Annotated in this window: 14 protein-coding genes; 6 read left to right on the forward strand and 8 right to left on the reverse strand. The window is 72.7% G+C overall.

Annotated features, from left to right (window positions below):
- Positions 1 to 199 precede the first annotated feature (199 nt).
- Entirely contained in the window at positions 200 to 499 is a 300-nt protein-coding gene (locus AB0I67_RS42040; RefSeq protein ID WP_357936394.1) for a hypothetical protein, read from the forward strand.
- On the opposite strand, the gene AB0I67_RS42045 is transcribed toward AB0I67_RS42040, so the two are convergent.
- From AB0I67_RS42045 to AB0I67_RS42055, 3 genes are read right to left on the reverse strand one after another with little or no spacing between them, the layout of a single operon-like run.
- Positions 496 to 1,359: a TIGR03619 family F420-dependent LLM class oxidoreductase gene (locus AB0I67_RS42045; RefSeq protein ID WP_357936396.1), complete on the reverse strand. Its 864-nt coding sequence runs from the start codon at positions 1,357 to 1,359 to the stop codon at positions 496 to 498. The genes AB0I67_RS42040 and AB0I67_RS42045 overlap by 4 nt on opposite strands.
- Positions 1,356 to 2,606: an LLM class flavin-dependent oxidoreductase gene (locus AB0I67_RS42050; RefSeq protein ID WP_357936398.1), complete on the reverse strand. Its 1,251-nt coding sequence runs from the start codon at positions 2,604 to 2,606 to the stop codon at positions 1,356 to 1,358. The genes AB0I67_RS42045 and AB0I67_RS42050 overlap by 4 nt, the downstream gene beginning before the upstream one ends.
- Positions 2,603 to 3,397 (reverse strand): alpha/beta hydrolase, encoded by a 795-nt coding sequence (locus tag AB0I67_RS42055; protein WP_357936400.1) that lies wholly within the window; start codon positions 3,395 to 3,397, stop codon positions 2,603 to 2,605. Before AB0I67_RS42055 ends, AB0I67_RS42050 begins: the two co-directional genes overlap by 4 nt.
- Before the next feature lie 58 nt (positions 3,398 to 3,455).
- Between AB0I67_RS42055 and AB0I67_RS42060 the strand changes: the two genes are divergently transcribed.
- From AB0I67_RS42060 to AB0I67_RS42070, 3 genes are all read left to right on the forward strand, one after another.
- Positions 3,456 to 4,313, forward strand: coding sequence for a TIGR03619 family F420-dependent LLM class oxidoreductase (locus AB0I67_RS42060; RefSeq protein ID WP_357936402.1), 858 nt, complete (start codon positions 3,456 to 3,458; stop codon positions 4,311 to 4,313).
- Between the two features lie 9 nt (positions 4,314 to 4,322).
- A complete protein-coding gene (locus tag AB0I67_RS42065; protein WP_357936404.1) occupies positions 4,323 to 4,778 on the forward strand; it encodes a hypothetical protein in 456 nt (151 codons plus the stop codon).
- A gap of 108 nt (positions 4,779 to 4,886) precedes the next feature.
- Positions 4,887 to 6,824, forward strand: coding sequence for a PASTA domain-containing protein (locus tag AB0I67_RS42070; protein WP_357936406.1), 1,938 nt, complete (start codon positions 4,887 to 4,889; stop codon positions 6,822 to 6,824).
- An 8-nt stretch (positions 6,825 to 6,832) separates the two neighbouring features.
- Here the strand turns inward: AB0I67_RS42070 and AB0I67_RS42075 are convergent, their stop codons facing one another.
- On the reverse strand, positions 6,833 to 7,351 hold the full coding sequence (locus tag AB0I67_RS42075) for a TetR family transcriptional regulator (protein WP_357936408.1): 519 nt from the start codon (positions 7,349 to 7,351) through the stop codon (positions 6,833 to 6,835).
- Between the two features lie 73 nt (positions 7,352 to 7,424).
- On the opposite strand from AB0I67_RS42075, the gene AB0I67_RS42080 reads away from it, so the two are divergent.
- A complete protein-coding gene (locus AB0I67_RS42080) occupies positions 7,425 to 9,611 on the forward strand; it encodes an MMPL family transporter (RefSeq protein WP_357936410.1) in 2,187 nt (728 codons plus the stop codon).
- A 27-nt stretch (positions 9,612 to 9,638) separates the two neighbouring features.
- Here AB0I67_RS42080 and AB0I67_RS42085 read toward each other — a convergent pair whose 3' ends face one another.
- Positions 9,639 to 9,854: a helix-turn-helix transcriptional regulator gene (locus tag AB0I67_RS42085; RefSeq protein ID WP_357936412.1), complete on the reverse strand. Its 216-nt coding sequence runs from the start codon at positions 9,852 to 9,854 to the stop codon at positions 9,639 to 9,641.
- Positions 9,854 to 10,459 carry a DUF2975 domain-containing protein gene (locus tag AB0I67_RS42090; protein WP_357936414.1) on the reverse strand — a complete coding sequence of 202 codons (606 nt, stop codon included), beginning with the start codon at positions 10,457 to 10,459 and terminating at the stop codon, positions 9,854 to 9,856. The genes AB0I67_RS42085 and AB0I67_RS42090 overlap by 1 nt, the downstream gene beginning before the upstream one ends.
- Positions 10,460 to 10,605: 146 nt before the next feature.
- On the opposite strand from AB0I67_RS42090, the gene AB0I67_RS42095 reads away from it, so the two are divergent.
- Positions 10,606 to 10,755 (forward strand): hypothetical protein, encoded by a 150-nt coding sequence (locus tag AB0I67_RS42095; protein ID WP_357936416.1) that lies wholly within the window; start codon positions 10,606 to 10,608, stop codon positions 10,753 to 10,755.
- Here AB0I67_RS42095 and AB0I67_RS42100 read toward each other — a convergent pair.
- Positions 10,752 to 11,159 (reverse strand): PIN domain-containing protein, encoded by a 408-nt coding sequence (locus tag AB0I67_RS42100; RefSeq protein ID WP_357936418.1) that lies wholly within the window; start codon positions 11,157 to 11,159, stop codon positions 10,752 to 10,754. The genes AB0I67_RS42095 and AB0I67_RS42100 overlap by 4 nt on opposite strands.
- A gap of 4 nt (positions 11,160 to 11,163) precedes the next feature.
- Positions 11,164 to 11,412: an AbrB/MazE/SpoVT family DNA-binding domain-containing protein gene (locus AB0I67_RS42105; protein WP_357936420.1), complete on the reverse strand. Its 249-nt coding sequence runs from the start codon at positions 11,410 to 11,412 to the stop codon at positions 11,164 to 11,166.
- Positions 11,413 to 11,536: the final 124 nt, after the last annotated feature.

Raw genomic sequence — 11,536 nt, forward strand, 5'->3', positions numbered from 1 at the left:
CGGGCGGCGGCCTCTACGCCGGCCTGGAAGCGGGTGGTGGCGCCGAGCCGCTCGACGAGGGCGGCGATGCGCCGGGTGGCGGTGCGGCCGCTGACGCCGAGCTGGCGGGCGATGGCCTCGTCCTTGAGCCTGGCACCTCACCTCGGCCGATCCGGAGCCGCTCTTCCTGGCGCTGGCGCGGCAGGAAGGCGGTCAGTGGGTGCCCGAGGCGTTCCTGCCGCAGTTCGAGGCCGACCTCACCCTCACGCTGGCCCGGCCCAGGGCGGGCGAGTACCAGGTGATCGTCGGGGCGGTGCTGGGTGCCACGCCGTACCGCGTGCGGACGAACCTGGTGGGTGAGGGCGGGAGCGGCAGCCTGACGGTGACGCCGGAGCGGGTCAAGGTCACCCCCGGCGTCCCGGTCGCCCTCACCGCCACCTGGCAGGGGCTGACGCAGGGCCGGCACACCGCCTACGTCGAGTACCCCAACGGGACCGGGACGGTGCTGACGATCAACTAGCCGCGGATCACCTCGTCGGCGAAGCGCTCCATGGTCAGCTTCTTCAGCTCCAGGGAGCCGTGGCGGGCCTTCTCCTCGGGGGAGGCCAGCCACCAGGGGGCGGCCATGGTGGCGGTGACGCCCTTGTCCTCGAAGCGGCGGTAGGTCGCCGCGTCCGGGAGGACGGCCAGCGGGGCGACGACCTCCAGGGCGTCCGGCGGCCGGCCGTACTCCTCCAGGAGCTCGCGCAGCCGGGCGAGCACCTGGTCGAGCCGCTCCTCGGTGTAGACGCGGTTGCCGATCCAGCCGTCGCCCAGCCGGGCCGCGCGGCGCAGGGCGGCCTCGCTGTCGCCGCCGATGTAGACCGGGATCGGCCGGCGGGGGACGGGCGCGATGGACAGCGGCGGCAGGCCGTCGAGGCGGACCTCGCGGCCGGTCCAGAGCTCGCGCAGGGCCGGGATCATCGCGTCCAGGCGCTTGCCGCGGGTGTGGAAGTCCTGGCCGGTGGCCTCGAACTCCTCCTTGCACCAGCCCACCCCGGCGGCGAGGACCACCCGCTCGCCGGAGAGCACCGCGGCGGTCGAGACCTGCTTGGCGACGGTCATCAGGTCGCGGGCCGGGGCGATGTAGACGTTCGGCGCGAAGGTCAGCGTGCTGGTCACCGCCGCCATCGCGCCGATCGTCACCCACACGTCCGGCCAGTGCGTGGCCGCGTCCCAGCGCGGCCGGCCGCTGCGCGAGTAGGGGTACGGCGAGGCGAAGTCGGCGAAGAACAGGTGGTCCGACAGGGTCAGGGCGTCGAAGCCGCACATCTCGGCGTGCCGCGCTAGCTCCAGGAACTCGCCGGTGGCGGCGAAGGAGGCCCCGAGCCAGTACCTCATCCGGCGAACTCCGGGATGACCTTGGTGGCGAACAGCTCCAGGTTGCGCTTGACCGTGTCGAGCGGGAGCACGCCCTGCTGGCCCTGCATGTAGAGCCCGAACCACTCCAGGTCGGGCATCCGGTCGAGCATGCGCTGGATGCCGCGCTTGACGTCGTCGGGGGAGCCGAACAACGCCATCTCGACGTCGTTCATCCGCTTGACGTCGCCCTTCTCGGGGGAGATCGGCTGGTGCCGGTCGTCCTCCTTCTTGCGCAGCACCTCCAGGTAGCCGAAGGGGCCGAAGAAGGCGGCGAAGTCCTTGGGGATGCCGCGGCCGTAGGTGTTGATCGCCTCCTCGGTGGTGTCCGCGATGCCGACGATCTTGAGGATGCCGGTGTGCTCTCCCAGCTTGTAGTCCCGGCCGCACTTGGCCGACTCCTCCTGGTAGAGCTTGGCCTTGGCGGCGTGGTCGTCGGGGTTGGGGGTGAACATCCACGGCAGGATGTCCTCCTGCGCGGCGCGGAGCACCGAGCGGTCGGAGATGGTGAACGGCTGCCACAGTTCGGGGTGCGGGTTCTGGTAGGGCCTGGGGCAGACCGACACCGCCTGGACCCGGCCCTGGTCGTCGATCTCGCCCGGGGCGCCGAAGGTCTGCGTCCATTCCTGCGCCGGCCAGCCCTCGATGCCCTCGAAGGGGTAGGGCACCGAGTAGTCCAGCACGTCCGAGCGGTAGCGCAGGGTGTCCTGCGTCCAGGCCATCTTCATGATCTTGAGCACTTCGCCGAAGACGTCGAAGTTGCGGTTGTCGGAGCTGGAGCCGTCCGAGCGGGCGGCGGCGGCCTGCCAGCGCTGGCCGAGCACGTTCATCCACCGGTTCTGGTAGCCGCGTGCCACTCCGAGACGCAGCCGGCCCTTGGAGAACTGGTCCAGGAGCGCCACGTCCTCGGCCGCCCGGATCGGGTCCCACGCGGGCAGCACCATGCCCAGCGGGGCGAGCAGGATGCGCTCGGTGCGGGCCGCGAGGTCGGTCAGGAACATCAGCGGGTTGACCGAGAACTCCATGCCCTCGGAGTGGAAGTGGTGCTCGGTCATCATCAGCGCGTCGAAGCCGATCTGGTCGGCGTGGACCGCGATCTCGCGCACCTCGTGCAGCAGCGCCTGGTAGGACTCGGTGTCCCGGCCGATCGGCCGCTTGGCGCGGGCGTTCTCCTCGGCGGCGTACCCGGAGCCCGGAATCTGGGGGTTCAGAAAGATGGCGAACTTCACTGCAGACTCCTCAGCCAATCGGTCAGGACGACGACGAACTCGGCGGGCCGCTCCTCGTGCAGGCGGTGGCCGCTGCCCGGCCAGCAGACGACGCGCGAGGCCGGGTGCTTGAGCAGGGGTTCCTCCCAGGCGGCCTGGGCAGGGGAGGCCCAGAACGACAGCACCGGGCACTCGCGGCGCGAGAGGTAGGCGTCGGCGGCCGGGCGGGCGCCCAGGGCCTCGGGGCCGGACCACAGGGCCTCGAAGGCCTCGGCGAGCACATGCGGCGGGGTGGCCAGCAGGCGCCGCCGATGCCACTCGCGCAGCCAGGCGGGCGAGGCGGGGGTGTAGCACCACCGGTCGATCCGGGCGGCGGCCGAGCCGGGGTCGTCGCCGCGCAGGCCGGGCAGTAGGCCCAGGGACAGGCGGGCGACCTCGTCGGGGTAGCCGTAGCCGGGGTCGATCGTGACCAGGGCGCGGACCAGGTGCGGGTGCTCGACCGCGAGGCGGGAGACGATCACCGCCCCCATCGAGTGCCCGACCGCCACGCAGTCGTCGACGCCGAGGCGGGTCAGCAGGGCCGCGAGGTCCTCGGCCATCGCCGCCGGGGTGTTCCCGTCCGGCGGGGCGGAGGAGTAGCCGTGGCCGCGCAGGTCGGGGGCGAGGACGCGGTGCCGCTCGGTCAGCGCAGGGAGGTGGGGGGCCCATTGTTGGGAGTCGGCGCCCCAGCCGTGCACGAGCAGCAGGGGCGGGTCGCCGGAACCGTCGTCGGTGTAGAAGAGCTTGGCTCCGCCGCTCACCTCCAGGAACATGTGCAGCAAGCTACTCTAAGATTCGCGACCGAGCAATCGCTTGGTAGAGAGGAGCGTCATGCGGCTGGGTGTCACCACTTTCGCCACCGACCGGTCCCTCCCGGTCACCGAACTGGCCAGGGCGGTCGAGGAGCGCGGGCTCAGCTCGCTCTACCTGCCCGAGCACACGCATCTGCCGGTCGCCACGGCGAGGACGCCGGGCCAGGACGGGGTGGCCGAGCCGTACAAGCGCACGCTCGACCCGCTCGTCGCCCTCGCCGCCGCCGCCGCGGTCACCACCCGGATCACCCTCGGGACCGGCATCCTGCTGGCCGCCCAGCGTGACCCCATCGTCACCGCCAAGGCCATCGCCACCCTCGACCTGCTCGCGCCGGGACGCGTCGCGGTGGGGGTGGGTTTCGGGTGGAACCGGGCCGAGATGGAACATCACGGCGTGCCGTACGGCGAGCGCCGCGAGATCGCGCGGCGGCACGTGCTGGCCATGAGGACGTTCTGGACCGAGGAGGAGGCCGCCTTCGACGGGGTCGCCCCGTCGTGGTCGTGGCCCAAGCCGTCCGTGCCGCCGCCGATCTACCTGGGCGGCGCGGCCGGGCCGAAGCTCTTCGAGCACGTGGGCGAGTACGGGGACGGGTGGATCCCGATCGGCGGCTCCGGGATCAAGGCCGCGCTGCCCGCGTTGCGCGAGGCGTGCGGCGGGCGGGAGGTGCGGGTCATCCCGTTCGGCTCGCGGCCCACGGCGGAGAAACTGGACTACTTCGCCGGGCTCGGGATCACCGAGGTGGTGGCGAACGTGCCGAGCGGGGGCGCGGACGTGGTGCTGCCCGTCCTCGACGAGCTGGCGCTGCTCGCCGCCGCGGCCGGCTCCGGCCGATCGGGCGACGGGACGCCTGGGGCTGCTGGGGGAGAACTGCCATAATGGCCGCCTATGTCGGATGATCTGGCGACCGTCCCCTCCGGCCGCCGCTCCGGGCTCAAGCGCGGGCGCGTCCTGGCCTTCGCCGCCCTCGCGGCGCTCGCCTGCCTGCTCGCCGTGGGCGCGGCGCTCTGGTGGCCGCAGGCCTCCGAGCCGCGCGTCGTCGCGGGGCTGTGGCGCGGCACCGCCGACCATCCCGCCGCGGGCCGCGTCTTCCCGATCGAGGTACGGCTGGCGCCCGGCGGCGAGTCGGCCATGCGCTGGGGCGCCGACCTGCACTGCCGGGGCGTGCTCTCGCCCGGCGGCCACGAGCTGTCCTTCGCGCTCGACCGGGTGAACGGCAAGGAGTGCTACCCCGGCGTGGTGACCCTCGTCCCGACCGAGGACCCCAACCAGATGGACATCAAGGTGCAGCGCTCGGGTGACAGCACTGTCACGTACACGGGCAGGATCGCCCGCCCCTCCTGACCTGGTGTGTCACGGTCGGGTGGCAATCGTGGCGCTTACCGTTGACTGACTGCCTTCCGATGATTTCAGTGGAAAGCACAGAGCGGGTGGCAGCGAGGGGAGGCGCCCGTGCCGATAGCTCAGCCGCTCAGAACGGGGGACCCGCAGCGACTAGGCGACTACGAGCTGTCAGGGCGTCTGGGGGAGGGCGGCCAGGGGGTGGTCTACCTCGGCGGGCTGGACGGGGAGACCTACGCGGTCAAGCTGCTCCACGGCGAGGTGGGCGAGGAGCGTGCCGCCTTCCTGCGGGAGGTGGAACTGGCCAAGCACGTGGCGCGCTTCTGCACGGCCCAGGTGATCGACGTCGGGTTCGAGGACGGCCGGCCGTACATCGTGAACGAGTACGTGGACGGGCCGTCCCTGCACCGTGAGGTCACGCTGACCGGGCCGCGCGGCGGGGCCTCGCTCGAACGGCTCGCGGTGGGCTGCGCGACCGCGCTGGCCGCGATCCACCGGGCCGGGATCGTGCACCGCGACTTCAAGCCGCAGAACGTGCTGCTCGGGATGGACGGGCCCCGGGTCATCGACTTCGGCCTCGCGCGGGCGCTCGACGCGGCCGCCACGCAGAGCGGGCGCGGGGTGGGGACGCCGGCGTACATGGCGCCCGAGCAGATCACCGCCTCCGCGGTCAGCGGCGTGGCCGACGTGTTCGCCTGGGGGGCGACCATGTGCTTCGCCGCCAACGCCTCGGCCCCCTTCGGCCAGGACTCCGTCGCGCCCGTCCTGCACCGCATCCTCACCGCGCCGCCCGCGCTGGGACGGCTGGAGGGGCGGATGCGCGAACTGGTGTCGGCCTGCCTGGAGAAGGACCCGCGCAACCGGCCCACCAGCCGGGAGCTCCTGCTCGCCCTGCTGGGCGGGAGCGACGGGGCGCCGGCGGAGGTGCTGCGCTCACCTCCGCCGCCCCCGGTCTTCCGGCCTGCCGACGGGTTGTCCCGGATCGGCACCCCGCCGGGCGCGGAGGACTCCCGTGGGTCGTTACGCCCGATGGCCACGCCCGAGGCGACCGGGGCCGCGAGCGTGGCGCACGCCTACCACCTCCCGCCGGACGGCCCGACCCTGCCGCCCGCGCCCAGAGAGGCCCGATGGGCGGCCGTGCGGCGGGTGGGGCTGGCGACGGGAGCCGCGCTCCTGGTGAGCGCCGCCGTCCTGGCCGGCGTGCTGATCCCGGTCCTGGACCGCTCCGGCCGCCAGACCGTGGTGGCCGGACCCGCCGCGGCCCCCTCGACCGCCCCGGCCACGCCCGCCGAGGGCCTGCTCCCGCAGCTCGACCGCACCACCTCCGACGAGGAGATCCCGCCCCCCTCTCCCCAGGTCCGGCCCAGCCAGGGCGGCCCCGGCAAGCAGACGACCGTCCGCGACGTGGCCATCCCCCGGCTGATCGGGCTCGACCGCTCCGCCGCGCAGAAGGCCTTACGCGCGGCCGGACTCCAGCTCGGCGCGGTGGCCGAGGTGAGCTCGCCGCGCAAGGTGGGCGAGGTGCTGGGCTCGGTGCCGTCGGCCGGGTCCAAGGTCATGCGCGGAACCCAGGTGGGCCTCACCGTGTCGGCCGGGGTCACCGTCCCGCGCCTGGCCGGGCTGAGTCGCAAGGCGGCCGAGGCGGCGATCCTCAAGGCCGGGCTGGCGGTCGGGAAGGTGTCCACGACCTGTTCCGCCGGGGCGCGCGGGGTGGTCTCCGCCAAGCCGGCCGCCGGGACGAGGGTCGCCGCCGGCACGGCCGTGTCGTTCGTGGTCGGGCGGGACGGGCTGCTCGTGCCCGGCGTCACCGGCCAGGCCCGTGGGCCCGCCCGCAAGGCGCTGGTCGCGGCCGGCTTCGCCGTACGGGTGCAGGGGCGGCTGGTGACCGAGCCCGCGCAGGAGGACGTGGTGCTCGGCCAGAACGTGGCCGCGGGCACGTGCGCCCAGCCCGGCCGGGTGGTCGTCCTCACCGTGGGCGTCCTGGGCCAGACCGAGCCCGACCCGGACCCGGAGCCGTCGCCCGAGCCGTCGGCCACCCCGACCGACTGACGCCGCGCTCAGATCCAGTGCGTCAGGAGGGCGAGCAGGTGCGCCCGGACGCGCTCCTCCGGCAGGTCCATGGTGTGCACGATGCCCCACTCCAGCGCGCCGAGGACGGCCCAGCCGCGGATGCGGGCGGCGTCGTCCGGGTCGGGGCCGACGATGCGGCGGTAGATCTCGTCGCGGAAGGTGCGGATGGCCTCGGCGGGGGTGCCGGGGACGGGCTCGTCGCCGTGCCCGAAGTCCTCCATCATCAGCCGGATCACCGCCCGGTGCCGCACGGTGAAGGTGACCAGCCCCTCCAGCGTGAACGGCTCGCCCAGGAAGGCGAACAGGTCGTCGGCGGCCGGGGCGATCAGCTCGGCGGCCAGGCGGTCCTTGGGGTGGAAGTGGTAGGCGATCGCGGTCTTGGTGAGCCCCACCACGGCGGCGATGTCGGCCAGCGAGGTCGCCGCGTAACCGCGTTCGGCGAAGAGCTCCTGGGCGGCGGCGAGGATGCGCGAGCGGGTGTCGTTGCCGTGGTCGAGTGTGGTCATCGTCTCACTTCCAACGGTGCCTTTGCCTCTTTATGGTAGGTCCTGTACGGGCGTACAGGACGAGGGGGAAGTCATGTCCGGACTGCTGGGGCGGCTCGGCGGCTGGTGTGCGGGACACGGCCGCGCGGTGCTCGCGCTGTGGGTGATCGTCGCGGTGGGCCTGATGGGTGGCAGTCTGGCGCTCGGAAGCCCGGTGAGCAACGACGTCAGCATTCCCGGCAGCGACGCGCAACGCGCCCACGACCTGATGCGCGACGGGTTCGGCCCCGGCTTCGACGCCGGCGGGACGGTCCAGATCCTGCTCTACTCCGCGGACAAGCCGCTCACCTCGCCGCTGCGGCGGGGCGCGATCGACGAGTCCGTGGCGAACATCCGCCGCCTGCCGTACGTCGAGGAGGCCGAGGCCGGGCCCTCGGCCAGCACCGAGATCGGCGTGATCACGGTGCGGCTGAGCGGGGCCAAGGCGTCCGAGGTCTCCGGCGAGATCGTCGCCGCCGCCGCGCCCGCGCGCGAGCTCGGGATCGAGATCGTCCCGGCGGGCAGCTCGTCGCCCGCCGACAAGGAGATCAAGACCGGGCCCAGCGAGATCGTCGGCGTGCTCTGCGCGTTGCTCGTGCTGGTCCTGGCCTTCGGCACGCTGGTCGCCGCGCTCGTCCCCATCCTCAGCGCCCTGGTCAGCGTCGCCGCCGGGCTCGGCCTGATCGGCCTGCTCGGCCACGTGGCCGACGTGCCCAAGCAGGCCGGGATCATGGCGACCATGATCGGGCTCGGCGTCGGCATCGACTACGCGCTCTTCCTGACCTCCCGTTACCGCAAGCTTCTGGCCGACGGGCTGCCCGTGCACGAGGCCGTGCGCCGGACCACCGCCAGCTCCGGCGGCGCGGTGGTCTTCGCCGGCGGCACGGTCATCATCGCGCTGAGCGCGCTCATGCTCGGCGGGTTCCCGCTGCTGCAGACGCTGGGCTGGATCACCGGGCTGTCCGTGGTCTTCGCGGTGCTCACCTCGGTGACCTTCGTGCCCGCGCTGCTCGGCGTGCTCGGGCCGCGGATCAACTCCCTGCGGGTGCTGGGCCGCCGCGCCGCCGCCGGCGGTTCGGAGGGGTCCGGTGGCGGCTGGAGCCGCCTGGCCTTCTGGGTCGCCCGGCGCCCGTGGCAGGTGCTCCTCGGCAGCGTGCTGGCCCTCGGCCTGCTGTCCGCCCCGGCCCTCGCGCTCAAGCTCGGACCGCTCGACAACGGCTACTCCGACCAGGGCACCCCGGCCCGCCGCGCCTACGAGCTCATGCAGACCGGCTTCGGGCCCGGCGCCAACGGCCCGCTCATCGTCGTCGCCGAAGGCACCGGGAACGTCGCCAAGGTCAGGGCCGCGGTCGAGGACGTCCCCGGCATCGCCCGCGTCACCCCCGGCAAGGCCAACACCGAGCGCGACGCCGTCCTCCTCCAGGCCATCCCCGACTACGCGCCCAGCGACCCGCGCGTCCAGGACGTCGTCCGCGACGTCCGCGCCCTCGCCCTGCCCGGCGTCGACGTGCACGTCGGCGGCGAGGCCGCCGCCCTGGCCGACGCCGGGACCCGCATCTCCGAACGCACGCCCCTGGTCATCGGCGTGGTCGTCCTGCTCAGCGCGCTCCTCCTGCTCTTCGCCTTCCGCGCGCCCGTCGTGGCCTTCAAGGCCGCGCTGATGAACCTCGTCTCGCTCGGCGCCGCCTTCGGGGCCCTGGCCCTCGTCTTCTCCTTCGGCCTCGGCAGCCGCCTCGTCGGCCTCGACCCGCCGCACAGCGGCTCCATGCTGGTCGAGTACTTCTTCGCGGTGCCGATCGACTCCTACGTCCCGCTCATGCTCTTCGCGGTGCTCTTCGGGCTGTCGATGGACTACGAGGTCTTCCTCCTCACCGCGGTACGGCAGGCGTACCTCCGGCACGGCGACAACCGCCGGGCCGTCGCCGAGGGCCTGGGCTCCACCGGCCGGGTCATCACCTCGGCGGCGCTCATCATGGTCGCGGTCTTCGTCGCCTTCATCGCCTACCCCGACCCGCTGGTCAAGGTCTTCGGCGTGGGCCTGGCCGTGGCCATCGCGGTCGACGCCACCATCATCCGCGGCTTCCTGGTGCCCGCCACGATGGTGCTCCTCGGCCGGGCCAACTGGTGGTGCCCGCGCTGGCTCGACCGCCTCCTGCCGAACCTCTCGGTCGAGGGCCACGAGGAGGACGACGCCCCGGCGCCGCCCCGCGTGCTGGAGGAGGCGGGCGCGGGGCGGCGGTGAGGCGTCCCTGGACGCTGAGTGCTCGGTTCAGGGCGGGTCGTAGCTGAGCAGGTCGCCCGGCTGGCAGCCGAGCGCGTCGCACAACCGGATCAGCGTGGAGAAACGGATGGCCCTGGCGTGGCCGTTCTTCAGGATGGACAGGTTCACGACGCTGATCTGGACCCGGTTCGAGAGCTCGGTCAGCGTCATGCCGCGCTCCTTGAGCACGTCGTCCAGCCGTACCCGGATGACCGCCTCGCTCATCAGATGGTGGCCTCGACCTCTTCGAGCAGGACGAGCCCCCGTCGTACGATCTCCGACACCGCGAGGACGGCGACGCCCGTCACGACCCCGGCCAGGACCTCGGCCGACGGGGCGTAGAACAGGTGACCGCTGTTCAGCAGCATCGAGGCCAGGATCGGCTCGGCCACCATGCCCAGCAGGGCGGTGGCGAGCGAGCCGGCGATCAGGATCCAGCCGAGCCGGCGCAACAACGCGGCGGTGGCGAGGGAGAAGAGCTGCCGATCGCCCGAACGCGCCCGGCGCAGCGCCCGCACGACGGTGAACAGGGCCAGCAGCGTCGTCGCCAGCCCCGGCGCCCACAGGAACAGATACAGCAGGCCGACGAGGGGCGCAGGGCCTTCGGGGCGGACGGTGACGTCGGCGGAGGCGCCGACGATCGCGACGTTCTCCGCAACCGCCCCCACGGCCGGGACGTCGAAGACCCGCAACGGGACGCCGAGACCGGCGCCGGCGCCGGTGAACGCGATCAGGACGGTGGACAGGAGCAGGGCCAGCGCGCCGAGAGCGGCGAGGACCAGGAAGAGGGTCAGCAGGGCTTCTAGTCGTTGGAGCCATCTGGCGGACATAACGATAATCGTAAATAACGAAAAACGTTATGTCCAGGATCGTGGCGCAGTCGCGGAACCGCCGGTTTCTGGGGTCCCCGTGGGGCTGGTCAGGCTGGAGCCGGCGGGATCAGCCGGCGGGCCAGTGTGGGCCGCGGGTTTGCCATGTGTCCGGCGCGAGGGTGCTGCTCGGCGGGGTCAACAGGTGGTGCCCGCGCTGGCTCGACCGTCTCCTCTCGGTCGAGGGCGACACCCCTGCACCGCCCCGCGTGCTGGAGGAGGCGGGCGTGGGACAGCGGTGGGCGGGCTCGGGCTAGCGAGAGGTCGACTCGACGATCGCCGGATCGGCCCTCTGGAGCTTCTTGTCCGCGGACAGAAGCCGATGGGCGCCGATGACGTGTGCGGTCGCGAGGATCAAAGCATCGGGCAGGCGAAGACCGAGATCGCCTGCACGGAGCTGGGCCGCGGACTCGGCGATTTCCTCGTCGAGGGGGATGATCCGGTCCAGAGCGCGGTCGCGGAACTCCCGCAGCGCGGATACCGCCGCGTGACCACTCCGGATGGCGCCCACCCGCAACTCGCTCCAGGTGACCGCGGAGACGGAGAACAGGGCGGCTCGTCGTTCCCACGCTCGCACGGCGGTGAGAGCGTCGTCATGCCGGGCATCCGCCGGGTTGAGCAGGCTGACGATCACGTTGGTGTCCAGCAGCACCGTGATCATCGACTCACCACTCGTCTCTGGAGCGTTTGACGTCCACGGCCTCGGTGAAGCCGGGGATGGTGCCGACGACGCCGTCGAAGCGGCTGCTGTGCCGTCTCACGACCAGGTGGTCGTCCTCGATCTCGATGTCGACGGAGTCACCCGCTCGCAGGCCGAGCTGCCGCATCAGCGAGGCGGGGAGCGTGATCTGGTGCTTGCTGGAGATGCGGGCCGGGCCCTGCCGGCGGGCGCGGGATCTCTTGCCCTGGTCCATAATCTTTACTCTTACCGGCACGGGTAAAGGTTAATCCGATCGCGGCTAGTGCGTGAGCGGTAGCGCTGAGTTGCCGGGAAGTGCCTCATCCCCGACAACAAGGCGTTCCGCGCGATGGCCACCG

Source organism: Nonomuraea sp. NPDC050310, from assembly GCF_040655795.1.
GTDB lineage: Bacteria > Actinomycetota > Actinomycetes > Streptosporangiales > Streptosporangiaceae > Nonomuraea.